Source organism: Pseudomonas sp. 8Z, assembly GCF_902506535.1.
GTDB lineage: Bacteria > Pseudomonadota > Gammaproteobacteria > Pseudomonadales > Pseudomonadaceae > Aquipseudomonas.
The window spans coordinates 493,888-512,017 of the sequence record NZ_LR733827.1; the positions used below are offsets into that span (position 1 = coordinate 493,888).

The window sequence follows — 18,130 nt, forward strand, 5'->3', positions numbered from 1 at the left end:
ATGAATGCGACCAACCAACAGGCCTTTGTCGAAATCGCCCAGCGCCTGGCCTCGCTGCCAGCGGACAAGAAGCAACTGTTCCGTCAGCGCCTGGCCGAGAAGGGCATCGATAGCTGGCGCCTGCCTATCGTCCCGGCCACTGGCGGGGAGGGGGCCGCGGTGCCGCTGGCCCATGCGCAACTGCGTTTTCTCTCCGCTGAGGCCCTGAGCAGCCGCGCGCTGTACAACCTCTGCTCGGTGCTGCGCTTCGATGGTCGGCTGGATCTGGCCTGCCTGCAGCAGGCCATGCAGCAACTGGTGCAGCGCCACGCCATCCTGCGCACCCGCTATCTGGCCGATGCCCATGGCCGCTTGCAGGCGCATTGCGAGCCCTGGACGGCGGGCCTACCAGCGGTTGAGCCGTTGCCGCCAGAAGCTATCGCCGACCCGCAGCAATGGTGCGCCGACGAGTACGCCCGGCAACTGGCCGAGCCCTTCGACCTGAGCCGCGAGATGCCCTGGCGCTGGCGTGCGTTCAGCGATGCTGAGCAGGGCAGCACCTGGCTGTTCTTTACCATCCACCACGTTGCCTACGACGCCTGGTCGGCCCAGCAACTGACCCGCGAACTGGCCGAGGGCTACCGCGCGCTGAGCCTGGGCGAACCCGCTCAGCAGCCATCGCTCAGCATCCAGTACGCCGACTACGCAGCCTGGGAGCACGAATGGTTAGCCAGCGACGCCTGCCGCCAGCAGCTCGATTACTGGCGCAACCAGTTGGCCGATGCGCCTGGCCCGTTGGCTCTGCCATACGACCACCCGCAGCCGCCGACCAACCAGCGCCGCCACAGTGGTGCAGTGCGAGTGCGCGAGCTGCCGGCTACCTTGTCGGCGCAGGTCGATAAGGCGATTCGTGAGCAGGGCGTGACCCTGTACATCTTCGGCCTGACGGCCTTCGCCTGCCTGCTGGCGCGCTACAGCGGCGAACGCGACCTGTGCCTGGGCACCTCGGTGGCACAACGCGATCGCCCCGAGCTGGCGCCGCTGATTGGGCCGCTGCTCAACACTCTGGTGTTGCGTCAACGCCTGGAGGATGACCCGGACTTTCGCAGTGCTCTGCTGCGCACTCGCGACAGCGTGGCAGCCGCCTTCGACCAGCAGACCCTGCCTTTCGAGAAGGTGCTCGAAGCGCTCGACCGACCGCGCTCCAGCCCGTTGTTCCAGGCCATGTTCGTCCAGGTCGAATTGCCGGAAAGCCGTACCCTGAGCCTGCCGGGCGTGAGCGTCGAAGTGCTCGACCCGCCGCAGCGCCATGCCCGTTTCGACCTGACTCTGCGCTTGCTGCGCTGCGCCGATCAGCGCCTGCGCTGCGAGCTGGAATACAGCGACGAGCTGTTCGAGGCCGCCACCATCGAACAACTGCTCGACGATCTGCAGGCCATCCTGCAGGACGCATCAAGCAATCCCGAACAGCGGCTGTCGGCGCTGCGCCTGGCCTCGCCGCGCAGTGAACTGCAGGGCCCCGCGCTGGACACCAGCCCCGAACCGCTGGATCGCCAGGTGCAGCAATGGGCCGCGCGCACGCCACAAGCGCCCGCCCTGTGCGATGCCCGGCAGACGCTGGCCTATGGCGAACTGGCCAATGCCGTGCAGGCCCTGGCGCTGCGCTTGGCCGAGCAGGGCATTGGCCCTGGCCAGGTGGTGGCCCTGTGCATGCCGCGCAGCGCCGAGCAGGTGCTGGCGCTGCTGGCTTGCTGGCAACGTGGCGCTACCTGCCTGTTTCTCGATCCGGCGCAGCCCGCGCAGCGTCTTGAGCAACTGCTTGCAAGCAGCGCGGCGAGCCTGCTGCTGACCCTGACCGAGGCGCCAGCGCTGAACGGCGCGGTGGCGCGCTTGCAACTGAGCGCCGCCGATCTCGCCGCCCCCGCACCGCAGCAGCCGGCGGTCAGCCTTAGCCAGCCCGAGCAGGCCGCCTACCTGATCTATACCTCGGGCTCTACCGGCCAGCCCAAGGGCGTGCTGGTCAGCCATGCCAACCTGGCGCACTACGCCGTTGCCGTCAGCCAGCGTTTGCAGGCCAGTGCCGGCAGCCGTTGGGCGACCCTGGCCACGGTGGCCGCCGACCTCGGCCTGACCTGCGTATTTGCCGCCTTGCACTCAGGTGATCCGCTGATCCTGCCGGAGGCCGCGCTGGCTTTCGATCCACCGGGCTGGGCCGACTTCCTGGCGCAGCATCCCGTCGACTGCCTGAAGATCGCCCCCTCGCACCTGCGCGGCCTGCTGGCGCTGGACGATGCTCGGCGGGTACTGCCGCGTCGCTTGCTGATCCTCGGCGGTGAAGGTTTCGATGCGGCGTTGTTCGCGCGCATCCGCGAGCTGGCGCCGACGCTGCGTGTGTTCAACCACTATGGCCCGTCGGAAACCACCGTCGGCGTGGTCTGTGGCGAGGTGACTGAGGCCGGGCAGGGCGCTTACCTGCCGCTGGGCCAACCATTGGCCGGTGCCGAACTGCGTATCGTCGATGTCGCGGGCCAGACGGTGCCGCACGGCGTGGCCGGTGAGCTGCTGATCGGCGGCCCGCAGGTCGCACAGGGCTACCTCGGTCAGCCCGAAGCCACAGCCGCTGCCTTTATCGAGGACGCAGGGCGGCGCTTCTACCGCAGCGGCGACCGCGTGCGCCTGGATCAGCTCGGGCGCCTGCTGTTCCTCGGGCGCCAGGACGATCAGGTGAAGATTCGTGGTTTCCGCGTCGAACCCGGCGAGGTCAGCGCCTGGCTGAGCCGACAGTCGCTGGTGCGCGAAGCCGCCGTGCTGGCGCGCGAGATTCAGGGTCGTCTGCAACTGGTGGCCTATGTCGCGCCGCGCCTGACCCCGGACGAGCTGAGCGCCCTCCAGGCGCAGGCCCGTGCGCAACTGCCTGAACCTCTGCAGCCGGCGTATTGGTCGAGCCTGGACGCCCTGCCGCTGACTGCCAATGGCAAGCTGGATCGCCGTGCCTTACCCGAGCCGCAAACCAGTGTGGTCGTGGATGAGAGTGGGCAGGCGCCGCAGAGTGCCAGCGAGGTGTTGTTGGCGCGGCTGTGGTGCCAGGTGCTGGGTTGCGCCTCGGTCTGTCGCCAGGACGATTTCTTCGCCCTCGGCGGCGACTCGATCCTCAGCCTGCAACTGATCGGCCTGGCCGCGCGCGAAGGTCTGCGCCTGCAACCACGCGACGTGCTTGAACAATCAACCCTGGCGGCCATGGCGGCGAGTGCCGACTGCCGCGCGCAGCCGCGCCTGGCCAGTATTCTGGCGGCCTTCCGTGAATTGCTCGGCCAAGCGCAACTGGGCCTGGACGACGACTTCTTCGCTGCTGGCGGCGATTCGATCCTCAGCCTGCAACTGATCGCCCGGCTGCGCCAGGCCGACCTGCGCCTGATGCCGCGCCAGTTGCTGGAAAACCCCACGCCACGACAACTGGCGGCTGCGCTGGAGCCTGCGCCTGAACCCGCAGCGCCGCCGCCAGCACAGGTCAGCGCCGTGGCACGGCTGTCCCATGCTCAGGAGCGGCTGTGGTTTATGCAGCAGCTCGAACCCGAAGCCACCGCCTACAACGTCACGCAACTGCTGGCCTTGCAGGGTGAGCTGGATGTGCCACGCCTGCGCAGCGCCTGCCTGAGCCTGATCGAGCGCCACGAAGCCCTGCGCTGCCGCTTCTTCGAGGACAGCGGGCAGGTGCGTCAGCGCCTGGTTGAGGCGCCCGAGGCCAGCTTTACCCTGCATGATCTGCGCGCCTCATCGGCAGCGGAGCAGGCGGCAGCGATTGCCCAGGCCGCGCAACGGGTCTTCGACCTGGCCCAGGGGCCGCTGGTGGCCATCGACCTGTTTCAGCTTGCCGAAGACGACTATCGCCTGCTGTTCAATGCCCACCATATCGCCGTAGATGGCTGGTCGATGGGGCTGCTGGTGCAGGATCTGGCCAGCCTCTATGACGGTCGCCCGAGCGCGCCAGCAACGGGACTGCTCCAGGTGATCGAAGCGCAGCGCCAGGCGCTGGAAGGACAGGCCGGTCAGAAATTGCTCGATTACTGGCAGCAGCGCCTGCAGGGTTTGAGCGACGAGCCGCTGGTGCTCGGTGAAATGCCGCGCCCGGCATTGCAGGCGTATGCCGGTGTACGGGCGCAATTCCCGCTACCGGGCGAGTTGACCGGCGCACTCAAAGCCCGTGCCCAGCAGCTTGGTGTGACGCCTTTCGTGCTGTATTTCGCGGCGCAACAACTGCTGCTCTGGAAACATTCCGGGCGCACAGATTTCGCCATCGGCGTGCCGGTGGCCGGGCGTGAGGCGGCGGACAGCCAAGCGCTGGTGGGCCTGTTCGTCAACACCCTGGCGTACCGCGTGCAGGTCGAACCGCAGGGCAGTGTGCAGCAGTTCATTCAGGCGCTGGCGCAGCGCCTGAGCGACGATCAGGCCCATCAACAACTGCCGTTCGAGCGTCTGCTCGACGTGCTCGATGTCGAGCGCAGCCTCGACCGCACGCCGCTGTTCCAGGCCATGTTCAACTATCAGGTCGATCACCTCGGTGCGCGCAACCTGCAATTGCCGGGTGTTACGGTCGCGCCGCTGGCGTTGCCGCAAGGCGCGGTCAGCGCCAAGTTCGACCTGACCTTCAACCTGTTCAGCCAGGGCCGTGGCGAGGAGGCCAGCAGCCAACTGATCGTCGAATACGCCACCGCGCTGTTCGATGCCGAGCGCATCCAGTGCCTGGTGGATGACTACCTGGCGCTGCTCGGCAATCTGGCCCATCTGGATTTGCAGCGGCCACTGCTGGCGCTGCCACTGGCTTCGATAGAGCGTGTGCGCAGTGCCGGTGAGGTGGCTGAGCTGCACGCCGAAGACGACTTCGTGACCCGCTTCGAGGTGCAGGCCGCGTTGCACCCCGAGCGTACCGCCGTGTTCTGCCGCGACCGGCAACTGAGCTATGGGCAGTTGCAGGCGCAGGCCAACCAGCTTGCCCATTGGTTGCTGGCGCAAGGCGTAACGGCGGAGTCGACGGTGGCGTTCTGTTTGCCGCGCGATGAGCGTCTGCTGGTGTGCCTGTTGGCTATCCAGAAGGCCGGGGCGCAGTACCTGCCGCTCGACCCCAGCCATCCGCCTGCGCGCCAGGCCGCCATCTTGCAGCGAGCGCAGCCACGCCTGCTGTTGTGCGAGTGTGAGGATGAGCATTTCCCGGCCGAGCTGCGCTGTCAGCGCTGGCAGGATCTGCCGTTGTCGGCGCAGCCCGCGTACGCACCGGCGTTGCCGAGGCACCTGCAGCAACTGGCCTACACCCTCTACACCTCCGGCTCCACCGGGCAGCCCAAGGGCGTGCAGATCAGCCGGGGCAACTTCGCCAACTTCCTCCTGGCGATGGAGCGCGCCTTGCCGCTGGACGGCGTGCAGCGCTACCTGGCGCTGACCACCGTGACCTTCGATATCAGCGGCCTGGAACTGTGCCTGCCACTGGTACGCGGGGCCAGCGTGGTGCTCGCCGATGACGAGCAACGCCAGGATCCGCTGCTGTTGGCGCAACTGATCCGTGAGCAGGCGGTGGATCTGATCCAGGCCACCCCGGCGACCTGGGCCATGCTGCTGCAGGGCGATCACCAGGTGTTGGCCGGGCGTGTCGCTTTGGCCGGTGGCGAGGCACTGGCAGCGGAAATGGCCAGTGCACTGAAACCACTGGTGCGCTGCCTGATCAACGTCTACGGGCCGACCGAAACCAGCGTCTGGTCGACCCAAACGCCAGTGACTGAGCTGACTCAGCCGGTGGTGCCGATTGGCAGGCCGCTGCTCAACACGCGCTGCCATGTGCTCGACGAGTTTCTCTGCGAAGTGCCACCGGGCCGTGCCGGCGAGCTGTATATCGCAGGCGAAGGTCTGGCCCGTGGTTATGCCGAGCAACCGGCGCTGAGCGCCGAGCGCTTTATTGCCGACCCGTTCGGCACAGGCGGGCGTCTGTACCGCACCGGTGATCTGGCACGCTGGCAGGCTGATGGCCAGTTGTACTACCTGGGCCGCAGCGATGATCAGATCAAGCTGCGTGGCTTCCGTATCGAGCTGGGCGAGATCGAGGCGGCGCTGCTCGCGCATCCTGATGTTGCTCAGGCGGTAGTAGCGGTGCAGGGCGAGCACCTGGCTGCGTTCTGGGTCGCCCAGCCTGGCGCAGAGCCGAGTGCCGACGCGCTGCGTGGGCATCTGCAAGCACGCCTGCCGGTGTATATGCTGCCAACCCATGTGCAAGCGCTGGACGCCTTACCGCTCAACAGCAACGGCAAGGTGGATCGCAAGCAGTTGCCGCAGATGAGTGACGCGCCTCGCACGGCAGATAGCGCACAGCGGCCAATGAGCGCCAGCGAGGCGCTGCTGAGCGAGATCTGGGCGCAGGTGCTGCAGCTTGAGCAGGTGCCGCTCGATGGGCACTTCTTCCAGCTCGGCGGGCACTCGCTGATGGCTGCGCAGGTGCGCGCGCGGCTGCGCGAGCAGGGCTTCGAGGTGCCGCTGCGTTGGTTGTTCGAAACGCCAACGCTGACGGAGCTGGCAGCGCGCCTGGAGACCCAGGCCGCCGCTATCGACCCGGCCACATTGAGCATCGCGCGGGTCGATCAGCAGCTCGACCAGCCGCTGTCGCCGGCGCAACAGCGGGTTTGGCTGATGCAGCAACTGCAGCCCGGCGACAGCAGTTTCAACATGAGCAGTAATGTGCGCCTGCGTGGTCAGCTCGACGTCGAGGCGCTGCAGCGTGCCTTGCAGCGGGTGGTGCGGCGCCATGCGATTCTGCGCACCACCTACCATCAGCAGCAGGGGGAGGCGCGCCAGCGCATCCATGCGCAGTCGACGCTGACGTTGCAGCAGGTGAGCGTCAGCGCAGCACAGTGGACGCAGGCCGCCCATGAGCTGGCCACGCGGCCGTTCGAGCTAAGCAGCGAGGCGTCTCTGCGTGCGGTGCTGTATCGCCTGGGCGAGCAGGAGCATGTGCTGCAACTGGTGTTGCACCATATCGCCTCCGACGGCTGGTCCGGTTCGGTATTGATCGGTGAGCTGGTCGAGGGCTACGAGGCTTATAGCCAGGGTCAGGCGCCGGTCGAGCAGGAACTGGCAATCCAGTACGTCGACTATGCCGCGTGGCAGGCTTCACCCGCGCTGCGCGCGCGTCAGCGCCTGGGCCAGCAGTTCTGGCAGCAGACCTTGGCCGGTATTCCAAGCCAGGTGCCATTGCCGTTCGACTTCCCGCGCGCCGAGGCTGATGTCAGCGCTGGGGCGGCGCTGGACTTCCAGTTGCCGGCAGCGACGCTGGCGCGTCTTGAGGTCTTGCAGCGCGACAGCGGGGTTTCTCTGTTCATGCTGTTGCTGACGGTTTATGCCGCCGTGCTGCAACGGCAAACCCAGGGCCGCGATCTGGTCATCGGTACCGACGTGGCCAACCGTGAACACCCGGCCACCGAGGCGCTGATTGGCTTTTTCGTCAACCTGTTGGCGTTGCGCATCCGCGTGCAACCGGAGCTGAGTTTCCGTGAGCAGGCGGCACTGGTGCGCGATGTTTGCCTGGATGCCTTCGCCTGGCAGGACACGCCGTTCGAGCAGGTGGTCGAATGCCTCGATCTGCCGCGCGTGGCCAATCAGCATCCGCTGCTGCAGACGCTCTTCGTGCTGGACAACACACCACGTCAGGCGCGGCGTCTGGGCAGTCTCGAAGTGACGCCGCTGACGGGCGAACAACAACACTCCAAGTTCGATATGGCGCTGTTCGCCAGTGCCGACGGCGATGCCCTCAGCCTGCGCTGGGTGTATCGCACCAGCCTGTTCCGCGCGGCCACTATCGAGCGCCTGCGTGACAGCTTCCTGGCACTGCTTGAGGCCGCACTGGCCGCGCCGGACAGCCCTATCGACACCTTACCTCTGCCTTCCAAGGGAGCCGCTGCTATGTCCACCGCTACGGACAATCCGCTGCAACGCAAAATGAGCAAACTCGGCAAGATGCGCCAGAGCGGCCCGGCTGTGGCTGCCGCGCCGATCGAAACCCGGCCACTGCGCGCGGGCTCCAACTTCCCGCTGCTGGTGCAGTTACGTGATCGTGAACTGGCGCCTGCGGTTTGGGCCGAAGCCAATCGCGAGAAGGTGGAGGGTTGGTTGCGTGAGCACGGCGGGATTCTCTTCCGTGGTTTCGATCTGCCCACCCCGGCGGACTTCGAGCAGTTCTGCCAGGCCTTGTGCCCGGAGCTGTACGGCCAGTACGGCGATCTGCCGAAGAAGGAAGGCGGCAAGAAGATCTACAAGTCCACGCCGTACCCGAAAGACCGCATGATTCTGTTCCACAACGAGAGCGCCCACCAGCATCGCTGGCCGCGCCGCCAGTGGTTCTATTGCGAGACGCCGGCGGCCAGCGGCGGTGCCACGCCCATCGTCGACAGCCGTGAGGTGTACCACGAGCTGCCGAGCTGGCTGCAGGACAAGCTGCGGCGCAAGCAACTGATGTATGTGCGCAATTTCAGCGCCAGCCTGGACGTCAGTTGGCAGCATTTCTTCCAGACCGAGGAGCGTGCCGAGGCCGAGCGCATCTGCCGCGAGGGCGGTATCGAATTCGAGTGGCGCGGCGCCAATGAACTGCACACGCGCCAGGTGTGCCCGGCAGTGATTCTGCATCCGCTGACCGGCGAGGCCAGCTTCTTCAACCAGATCCAGCTCTACCACCCGGCGTTTCTCGATGCCGATATCCGTGAGCAATTCCTCAAGGGCCGCGACAGCGTGCTGCCTCGGCAGGTGTTCTACGGCGATGGCAGCGAGCTGGAAGAGGCCGCCATTGAGGCGATCAACGCCGCCTACGAGCGTTGTGCGGTGCGTTTCGACTGGCAGCGTGGCGATGTGGTGATGCTTGACAACATGCTGGCCGCCCATGCCCGCGACCCCTTCGAGGGCGAGCGGCGCATCGTCGTCGCCATGGGCGACATCTACCGCCGCGATCAGGTCGCTGCCGCACCGGCGCAGGCCGAGGAAAATGCTCTGGAGGTGACACCATGATGGATCTTGGTCTGACCCTGACTCCGGCACAGAAACAACTGGCCGAGGCCAATGCGCAGGGGTATCGCTGGGTGCGGATGGCCCTTGCAGGCACTGCGCCTGAGCGCGTCGAGCAGCGCCTGCGTGATCTGCTCAATCGCCATGCGGCGCTGCGTCTGCGCTACCAGCGCCCGCTCGGCGCCACGGGCTTGCGCCAGCGCGTGACCGAGCCGGGCGAGTTGCGTCTGGACTGGCGCCAGGCTGCGGCAGGCATGGACGCGGCCACCTGGCAGCGCGAGGCTCAGGCGCATTGCCAGGCACAGCAGCCTGATCTGTTGGCCTGGTGGTGTGATCAACAGTTATGGCTGGCGCTGCCAACCTACTCGCTGGATCTGCGCAGCTTCGAGCAACTGCGGTGCGAGCTGTTGGGGAATGGCGTTGCGGGCGATGACGAGCCGATGCAGTACAGCGATTACGCCGAGTGGATCGCCGGTCTGCAACTGGACGAGGACGCCGAGCAGGGCGCGCAGTTCTGGCGCAACCAGGCTTTGCAGGAGGTGCCGGGGCAACGCCTGATCGAGCGCTACGGCATGGCCAGTGGCGCTCGCGCCTGCGTGCAGCAGACGCTCGAACCTGCATTGCGTTCGGCCGTGCAGGCACTGGCCGAGGCTGAGGCACTGGGCGTCGAGCCGCTGGCCCTGGCGGCCTGGGGCGCGCTGCTCAGCCGACTCAATGGCCAGCGTCACGCACAAATGGGCCTGCAGCACGATCCGCGTGACGATTATCAGGAGTTGCAGGGCGCTTACGGGGTGTTCGAGCAGACTCTGCCGATGCAGGTGCATCTGTCCGAGCACGCCAGTTGGCTCAGCTTGGCGCGGCAACTGGCGCGGCAACTGGAGAACGCCGTGCTCTGGCAGGAATACCTCGGCCAGGCCGAGCTGCTGCCGGAGTGGCGCGCCAGCTATCAGGCCGGTTTGCGCATGCAGCAGGTCAGTGAGGTACAAGGGCTGCAGGCCTTGTCCTTCGACACGCCGATGGAACTGCAACTGCACTGGCTGCTGGATGAATCCGGCCAGGGCCAGTTGGCGCTGGTGTATGACAGCGGGCTGTATCGCCGTGAGCAGATGCAGCTATTGCTGCGCCGCTATGTGCACTGGCTCGGCCAACTGCTGCAGGCGCCGCAAGCGCCGCTGGACAGCCTGGATGCCTTGTTGGCCGAGGAGGCGCAGCCAGCGGCGGCGGTCGAGGGATTGCCCGCTGACGAGGATATCGTCGAGCGCTTGCGTGCCCATGCGCGCAACCAGCCAGATAGTCCGGCGCTGCGCGATGGTCAGCAGGTGTTGTCTTACGCTGAACTGGATGAGCTGAGCGATCGTGTCGCCGGTAGCTTGCAGCAGGCGGGCGTCGGCCCGGATCAGGTGGTGGCGCTGCTGCTGCCGCGCAGTGCGCAGATGCTGGTGGCCATGCTGGCCTGCTTCAAAGCCGGTGCGGCATACCTGCCGCTGGATCCAGCGCAGCCGCCGCTGCGTTTGCTCAGCATTCTCGACGATGCCAAGCCTGCGTTGTTGTTGCATCTCGATGAGCTGACGAGCACCTACGGGTTGCCCAGCCTGACCTGGGCACAGGCCATCGACGGGCCAGCGCTCAGTGCGCCTGTGGCCACCGCAGGGCAACACCTGGCTTATGTGCTCTACACCTCGGGCACCAGCGGCAAGCCAAAAGGTGTGCAGATCGAACAGGGCCAACTGCGCCACTATGCGAACCAGATCACCCGTGCCCTGGATCTGCCGGCTGGGGCTCACTACGGGCTGGTGTCGTCGCTGCTTGCCGATCTGGGTAACACCGTGCTGTACCCAGCCTGGTTGCAGGGCGGCTGCGTGCACCTGCTGAGCCAGGCCAGCGTCACCGACGCGCAGGCCTTCGCCGACGAGTTGCGCGAGCATCCGCTGGATGTACTGAAGATCGTTCCGTCGCACCTTGAGGCCTTGATCGGCGAGCATCCGCTGGAGGGTGTGCTGCCGCGTCAGGTGCTGGTGCTCGGTGGTGAAGCGGTGGGCGAGAGCTTGCTGGCGCGGCTGGCACAGGCAGGTGCTGGCTGCCGTCTATACAACCACTACGGGCCGAGCGAAACCACGGTAGGCGTGCTCTGGCGCGCCATCGACATCGAGCAGGGCGTGAGCGGCACGGCCTTGAACCAGGTGCTTGGCAACAACCGCATTTGCCTGCTCGACGAACAACAGCGCCCCGTTCCCTGTGGGCAGGCGGGCGAGTTGTGCGTGGCCGGCGCCAGTGTCGGCCGTGGCTACCTGGGTAATGTCGGCGGCGCGGCGTTCGGCGTTGACCCGCTGTCCGGTGCGCGCCTGTATCGCACCGGCGATCTGGCGCTGCGCCAGGCCGATGGCGCCTTGCGCATCCTCGGGCGCAACGATCAGCAGGTGAAGATTCGCGGTTTCCGCCTGGAGTTGGCGGAGGTCGAGCATGCCTTGCGTGGCTTGCCAGGCGTACAGCAGGCAGCGGTACTGCTCGATGGCGAACGCCTGCTGGCCTTTATCGTGGAGGATGAGGGGCAGAGCCGCGCGGCGAACCTGCTGCGTGACGACCTGGCCCGGCAACTGCCCGATTACATGCTGCCTGCCGGTATCTTCGCCCTTAAATCCCTGCCGCTGAACAGCAACGGCAAGCTGGATCGCCAGGCGCTGCTCGAACGTGCCCGGCAGCGATTGCAGGGCGCGCGCGTGGCGCCGGTCGGCGAGCTGGAAAGCGCCGTGCTGGAAATCTGGTGCCGCGTGCTCGGCGTCGAGGATCTCGGCGTGACTGACAACTTCTTCGCCATGGGCGGACACTCGCTGGCGGCGATCAAGGTGGTGGCACTGATTCGCGAGCAACTGGGGCTCAACCCGCCAACCAATCTGCTGTTCGAGCGGCAGACCGTGCGCGAGCTGGTGCAGAGCCTCGATCAGGGCGCGAGTGGCGAGGGCTGGCAGGTGCTTAATGAGGTGGCCGGTGAAACGCCTGCTGTGCTGCTGGTGCACGGTGCTCAGGGCCATCTGCAAGCCTACCGAGCGCTGATCGAACAATTGGGCGAGCAGCAGGCGGTTTATGGTCTGGCAGCATTCGCCGACGGTTGGCAGGAGGCTGATCTGGACGCGCTGCTGCAGCGCTATGTGCAGAGCATGCCCGCGTCGCTCAAACAGCGCCCGCTGGTGCTGCTTGGCTGGAGCCTGGCGTCGCGTCTGGCATTGCTGTTGACGCCGCATCTGCAAGCGGCGGGTTTCGATGTCCAGGCCCTGGCGGTGGTGGATCACGACCCGCAGCGCAGCCTGGCGGGCGAGGGCGATGAAGGCGGGCAGTTGCTCGCCGACCTGGCCTTTCAGTGCCGTAGTCAGTCGCGACCGCTTGGTAAATCGCTGCGCGAGCGTCTGGGGCGGCAACTGGCCGATTGCGATTATGCCGAGGGCGTGACGCGGCTGCTGGCTGACGCCGAGGTGCGTGAGCATCTGCAATGGGACGGCGCCGATGCCGAGCTGCAGGCCATGCTGGTGCGTTATCGAGCGATCAAGACGCGTTTGTACGAGCAAGCGTTGCCGGCGGTCGAGGTGCCCATCTGGCTGTGGCGAGGTAACGCCCACGGCGATCTGCGCGCGCAATGGCAGGCGCACACGCGTAACACGCTGCGTGATCTCAGCCTGGATGTCGGCCATCATGCGCTCCTTGCCGAGCCGCGTCTGAGTGCGGATCTGTTGTCCTTGCTGGCGCCGAGCATTGCGCCGCAACACCAAGCCGAGAAGGTGCCTAACTGATGATGTTATTGAGGGAACTGCTGATTGACGCGCGCTGGCGCATTCTCCTGGCGGTGCTGTGCAGTGCCTTGAGTGCGGCCAGCAGCATCGGTTTGATCGGCTATATCAACCGCAGCCTGGAGCAGGGCCTGGATAACCTGGGTCAGGCGCTGGCGCTGTTCGCCGGCCTGCTGTCGCTGCTGTTCGTCAGCGGCACCCTGGCCCAGTGGCTGCTGGTGCAGATCGGCCATCGCCTGGTCTATCAGTTGCGCCTGCGCCTGGTGGGTAAGGTGCTCGGCACCACACTGGAGCGCATCGAGCGACTGGGCAGCCCGCGCATCTACAACGCCCTGACCAAGGACGTAACCACCGTGGCCACGGCCTTCAAGCAATTGCCGATCTCCCTGTACAACGGCTTGCTGCTGCTGACGGGGCTGGCCTACATGGCCTGGCTGAGCCTGCCGTTCTTCGTCCTGACCCTGGTGGTGATCGCCTTCGGCGTAGCGCTCGATGTGCTGCTCGGGCGCCAGGTCAAGCGCTTGATGCAGCAGGTGCGGCAGCAGGATGACCGCTTGACCGAGCAGTTCGAGGCGACCATCAACGGCCGCTGCGAACTGGCCTTGAGCCGGGAACGTCGGCAACTGCTGTACAACCAGCGCCTGGAGCCGATCGCCCGCGATTCTCTGCAGGCCTCGGTACGCGCCGATACCCTGTGGGCGATCAACCTGAACTGGACCTCGCTGCTGGTGTTCCTGCTGATCGGTGCGCTGTTCTTCCTCGGCCAGGGCTTCGGGATGCTGAGCCAGCAGGTGGTGGTGGGTTACGTGCTGGCGATCATGTTCCTGCGTACGCCGATCTCGATGATCCTCGACGCCGTGCCAGCGGTGATTCGTGGTCATGTCGCGTTGCAGGCCATCGACGATCTGGCGCTGGGTGAGCCGGTGCAGTTCACCCAGCCTGAGCAGACCTCCGAGCCTTTCCGTGAGTTGCGCCTGAGCAATGTGCAATACCGCTACCCCGGACAGAGCGACGAGTTCGCCTTCCACCTGGGGCCCATTGATCTGCAGGTTCGCCGGGGCGAGTTGATCTTCATTGTCGGTGGTAATGGCAGTGGCAAGTCCACATTGGCCAAACTGCTGACCGGCCTTTATCAGCCGAGCGAGGGGACGGTTGCGCTCAATGGCGTGACGCTAGATGCAGCTAACAGCGAATGGCACCGCGAGCATTTCGCGGCGATCTTCGCCGACTTCTACCTATTCGCCGATGTGCTCGGCGAGAACGGTCAGCTCGATGGGCTGGAGGAGCGGGTCGATCACTACCTGCAACGCCTGGGGCTGGCGCACAAGGTGCAGTTCGTGGAGGGGCGCCTGTCCACCACGGCTCTGTCGCAGGGGCAGCGCAAGCGTCTGGCATTGTTGCTGCTGATGATGGAGGGGCGCGAGGTGCTGCTGCTCGACGAGTGGGCAGCGGATCAGGACCCGGTGTTCCGCCACGTCTTCTACCACGAGCTGCTGCCCGAGCTGCAGGCCGCCGGCAAGACGATCATCGCCATCAGCCACGATGACCGCTACTTCGACGTGGCGGATCGCATCTACCGACTCGACTACGGCCAACTGGTGGATTACGACCGTAGCAGCGAGAGTCCCTTCCAGGTGGTTAGGTAGTGGGTTACTCGGGCGTTTTGTCGTGATCGAGCGGGCAACTGCTGCAATAGCCGATGCCGGGCAGGCGGTAGCGAATGCAGCAGATACGGCGTAGCCGCTGCGCTTCGCTGGTGCCGACATCCTTGTAGTGCACTGGGGCGAACAGTGGGTTGCGTCGACCATTGGGGCGCAAGCGGCTTTCCAGTATGGCTCTGGCGGGCGCAGTGCAGCCTGGCGCCGCCAGTGGATGCAGTTCGAGCTGTGTGGTGACGAACTCGAAGGTGTTGCCGGCATTGCTCCAGAACAGTCGTGGTGATGCGCCTGAGGCACCAGCCATGATCTCGATTACCGGCTCCAGATGTCGCTCCATCAAGGTACTGAAGCGTTCGAAGGGCGAGCAGGGCGGCAGATTGTTGCCGTCATGCTGCAGGCGCAGGCCAAGGGGTTTGCCTTCTGCTGAGAGGGCCACACCAATATCGCCCAGGGCGATGGGCAGGTCGCGCTGCAGCAGCAGACTGGCGGCCAGTGTAGGGGCGAGAAAGCTGGTGAAATACCACTTCGACCAGATGGAAGTCAGTGCCAGTAGATCGTCGGTGCCATGGCGTGCAGCCAGGGTGCGGATGAACTCAGCGAAGTGTTCTGCCTGAAACAGCCTTGAAGCGGCAAGTGCCTGGTCTTGCTCTGTGGCTATCTGCAGATTTTCCCCATAGGCAGCCAATGGGCCACTGAATAGCGGGGCAAGGCTGGCGATCATCAGGAATGCTCATTACTGCCAGGCGGCAGAGGCGATGGTTTGGGGCAAGAGCAGTGAATTGTTAGGACCATGCTGAACGCTTGTTTATGAGACTCGTTATCACTTATGGCATCGGCAGTATAAACGCACCGAACCTGGCAAGCGAAGCGAGTGGGATAAAAGTCAAAGATGCTTAATGATAATTGTTATTAATTGTATTATTCTGCAGGAGCATCTCGGGCATTCTGCGATGCTCGCGAATATTGGTATCAGCTCGCTAAAACGGAGTGAAACATGAGTCTGGACAGTCCTGAAACGCGCTTCCTGGTTGTGGTCAACGCTGAAGAGCAATACTCCATTTGGCCCGAGTACAAGGAAATACCACAAGGCTGGCGCGAGGCCGGCAAGCAGGGCAGCAAGGAGGAGTGCCTGGCCTATATCGACTCGGTGTGGACCGACATGCGCCCACTCAGCCTTCGTAACGCCATGCAGGTCGCGGATCGCGGCTGATGCAGCGGCCATCCAGTCCCTGGTTTTCCGTGTTGGCAAGTGGCGCTCAGCTACCTGTGCTGCGACTGTATTGCTTTCCTTACGCTGGCGCAGGGCACACGGTTTTTCAGCATTGGCGCGCCGGATTGCCAAGTGATATCGAACTGGCTTTGGTCAAGTTGCCTGGGCGCGGTGCGCGTTTTGGCGAGCCTCGCGCCACTTCGCTGGCCGAGTTGGCCGAAGCTCTGGCCGTAGAGGTTGCCCAGGCCTACGCCGATGGCATTCCCTTCGCGTTTTTCGGCCACAGTATGGGGGCGCTCCTGGCATTCGAGACAGCGCGCCAACTGGCGCGGCAGGGGCTGTCGCCGGCTCAGTTGCTGGTTTCGGCACGTACGGCGCCGCTCGCGCATGGCTGGCGCGAGCGGTTGGCAAATCTGCCACAGGCGCAGTTTCTCGAGATCATCCGTGGCATGAATGGTTTGCCCCAGGAGTTGCTCGACAATCCTGAATGGATCGAACTGTTCCTGCCGATCATCCGCGATGACTTCGCGCTGTGTGAAGACTATTGCTACCACCCTGCGCCGTTACTGCCATGCCCGATCCAGGTGTTGGCCGGAGAAACCGACGCCAGCGTGCCACTGTCGCTGCTCGATGGCTGGGCCCAGGAAAGCCAGGCCGAGTGCCGAACATGGCTGTTTCCTGGTGGGCACTTTTACCTGTTCGAGCAGGAAGCTGAGTTGCTCGCTCTGATACAGCGCCTGCTGTTGAGCGATCCACTGCGGCAGGTCGCCAACTGAGTCCCATTTTCTCGTTCAGGCATGATGCGTTCCTGCCTCTGGATCGTCTGCATCAGAGCGGCTGCAGGCGCAAAGGGGTACGCCTTGTTCTGTGACAGCGCTCAAGTTTCGCGTTTGATTAACATAATGATATTAATTATCATTTATAAATAGCTCGCTAGAGGTGTGCAGGGTGCATTGCTGTTCTCTGCTCAATCCTGCGGTGTCTGTCAGATCACGCGCTATCTGCGCGTCACGAGGATGCACTGATGAATGCAATCGCTCCGATTACCACCACCATCGTCGATCTACAGAGTCGGCATAGCGGGCTTCGGCAGCGCTATTGTCTGGACAGCACGCCAGTGCTGGAAAGGCAAACTCAGCGCGAGTCGAATGCGCGTAGTTACCCGCGCCGCATCCCGCTTGAGCTGAAGCGGGCGCAGGGTGTTTATGTCGAGGATTCGCGCGGCCAGGTATACATCGATTGTTTGGCAGGCGCCGGTACTCTGGCGCTGGGGCATAACCATCCGGTGGTGGTCGAGGCGATTCAGCGAACGCTGGCATCGGGCATGGCGCTGCATACGCTGGATCTGAGTACGCCGATCAAGGATGCCTTCGTGCAGACCCTGTTCGACTTATTGCCTGGTGATTTCGCCAAGGACGCGCGCATCCAGTTCTGCGGTCCGACCGGAGCGGATGCGGTGGAGGCGGCGCTCAAACTGTCGCGCACGGCCACTGGGCGGCAAAGTGTTCTGGCTTTCCACGGGGCTTACCATGGTATGACTCTTGGCACGCTTTCGATCAGCGGCAATCTCGGGCCGAAGAGTGCGCTGGGCGGGTTGCTGTCCGGTGTGCAGTTTCTGCCTTATCCGCATGATTATCGCTGCCCGTTTGGTCTCTCAGGCGAGCAATCAATCGATGCCAACCTGCATTACATCCGCCACCTGCTCAGCGACCCGGAGAGCGGCGTGACGCAGCCAGCGGCGATGATTCTGGAAACGGTGCAGGGCGAGGGCGGCGTGATTCCCGCGCCTGATCGCTGGTTGCAGGGGCTGCGGGCGATTACCCGTGAGCAAGGTATTCCGTTGATTCTCGATGAAATCCAGTGCGGTATTGGCCGTACGGGCGATCTCTTCGCCTTCGAACGCAGTACGATCATTCCAGACGTGATGACACTGTCGAAGGCCATCGGTGGAGGTTTGCCGCTTTCCGTGGTGGTCTATCGTGGTGAACTCGACCAGTGGCAGCCAGGCGCCCACGCCGGAACCTTCCGTGGTAATCAGTTGGCTATGGCTGCTGGCGATGCCACTTTGCGTTTCATTCAGCGCGAAGGTATCACTGATCATGTGCGTAGCGTCGGTGCTCGTTTGCAAGGAGTGTTGCAGGGGCTGCAAACCGAGTTCGACTGGGTGGGTGATGTACGAGGTCGTGGTCTGATGCTGGGCATGGAAATCGTCGATCCGTCGCGCAATGACGGTGTCGGCCGTCCCGTGGCCGATGGCGAGCGAGCACGCAAACTGCAGCGTGCCTGCCTTGAGCGTGGCCTGATCGTGGAACTGGGCGGACGCCATGGGGCGACCGTCAGATTCCTGCCGCCGCTGATCATCACTGAGGCTGAAGTTGAGCTCGTTGGGCAGATTCTCTATCAGGCCGCTCAGTCCACTCAGGGCTTTGCCCTGGCCGCGCAGCAGTGAGCTAGGCACGGCGAGGTTGATCGAA

At 64.7% G+C, this 18,130-nt stretch carries 7 protein-coding genes; 6 read left to right on the forward strand and 1 reads right to left on the reverse strand.

Annotated features, from left to right (window positions below; all coding sequences use genetic code 11):
• Genes AERO9A_RS15010 through AERO9A_RS15020 form a run of 3 tightly spaced genes read left to right on the forward strand, consistent with a single transcriptional unit; the run spans window position 1 to window position 14,434 of the window.
• Window positions 1-9,012 (forward strand): non-ribosomal peptide synthetase, encoded by a 9,012-nt coding sequence (locus AERO9A_RS15010; RefSeq protein WP_159972748.1) that lies wholly within the window; start codon window positions 1-3, stop codon window positions 9,010-9,012.
• Window positions 9,009-12,791: a non-ribosomal peptide synthetase gene (locus AERO9A_RS15015; RefSeq protein ID WP_159972749.1), complete on the forward strand. Its 3,783-nt coding sequence runs from the start codon at window positions 9,009-9,011 to the stop codon at window positions 12,789-12,791. The genes AERO9A_RS15010 and AERO9A_RS15015 overlap by 4 nt, the downstream gene beginning before the upstream one ends.
• Window positions 12,791-14,434 carry a cyclic peptide export ABC transporter gene (locus AERO9A_RS15020; RefSeq protein WP_159972750.1) on the forward strand — a complete coding sequence of 548 codons (1,644 nt, stop codon included), beginning with the start codon at window positions 12,791-12,793 and terminating at the stop codon, window positions 14,432-14,434. The genes AERO9A_RS15015 and AERO9A_RS15020 overlap by 1 nt, the downstream gene beginning before the upstream one ends.
• A gap of 4 nt (window positions 14,435-14,438) precedes the next feature.
• On the opposite strand, the gene fhuF is transcribed toward AERO9A_RS15020, so the two are convergent.
• Window positions 14,439-15,167 carry a siderophore-iron reductase FhuF gene (gene fhuF / locus AERO9A_RS15025; RefSeq protein ID WP_159972751.1) on the reverse strand — a complete coding sequence of 243 codons (729 nt, stop codon included), beginning with the start codon at window positions 15,165-15,167 and terminating at the stop codon, window positions 14,439-14,441.
• Between the two features lie 273 nt (window positions 15,168-15,440).
• Here fhuF and AERO9A_RS15030 point away from each other — a divergent pair, with 273 nt between their 5' ends.
• The 3 genes from AERO9A_RS15030 to AERO9A_RS15040 all read left to right on the forward strand — a co-directional run bounded on the left by AERO9A_RS15030 (window position 15,441) and on the right by AERO9A_RS15040 (window position 18,105).
• Entirely contained in the window at window positions 15,441-15,656 is a 216-nt protein-coding gene (locus AERO9A_RS15030; protein ID WP_159972752.1) for an MbtH family protein, read from the forward strand.
• The gene (locus tag AERO9A_RS15035; protein ID WP_159972753.1) at window positions 15,656-16,432 is read left to right on the forward strand and encodes a thioesterase II family protein; all 777 of its coding nucleotides are present in this window, start codon (window positions 15,656-15,658) and stop codon (window positions 16,430-16,432) included. Before AERO9A_RS15030 ends, AERO9A_RS15035 begins: the two co-directional genes overlap by 1 nt.
• A gap of 248 nt (window positions 16,433-16,680) precedes the next feature.
• Complete coding sequence (locus AERO9A_RS15040; RefSeq protein WP_159972754.1) at window positions 16,681-18,105, forward strand: diaminobutyrate--2-oxoglutarate transaminase; 1,425 nt, start codon at window positions 16,681-16,683, stop codon at window positions 18,103-18,105.
• The last annotated feature ends 25 nt before the right edge of the window (window positions 18,106-18,130 follow it).

Bases quoted from the DNA above. Each gene is read 5' to 3' on its own strand.
- AERO9A_RS15010 (WP_159972748.1), top strand. From the start codon at position 1: ATGAATGCGACCAACCAACAGGCCTTTGTCGAAATCGCCCAGCGCCTG.
- AERO9A_RS15015 (WP_159972749.1), top strand. From the start codon at position 9,009: ATGATGGATCTTGGTCTGACCCTGACTCCGGCACAGAAACAACTGGCC.
- AERO9A_RS15020 (WP_159972750.1), top strand. From the start codon at position 12,791: ATGATGTTATTGAGGGAACTGCTGATTGACGCGCGCTGGCGCATTCTC.
- fhuF (WP_159972751.1), bottom strand. From the start codon at position 15,167: ATGATCGCCAGCCTTGCCCCGCTATTCAGTGGCCCATTGGCTGCCTAT.
- AERO9A_RS15030 (WP_159972752.1), top strand. From the start codon at position 15,441: ATGAGTCTGGACAGTCCTGAAACGCGCTTCCTGGTTGTGGTCAACGCT.
- AERO9A_RS15035 (WP_159972753.1), top strand. From the start codon at position 15,656: ATGCAGCGGCCATCCAGTCCCTGGTTTTCCGTGTTGGCAAGTGGCGCT.
- AERO9A_RS15040 (WP_159972754.1), top strand. From the start codon at position 16,681: ATGAATGCAATCGCTCCGATTACCACCACCATCGTCGATCTACAGAGT.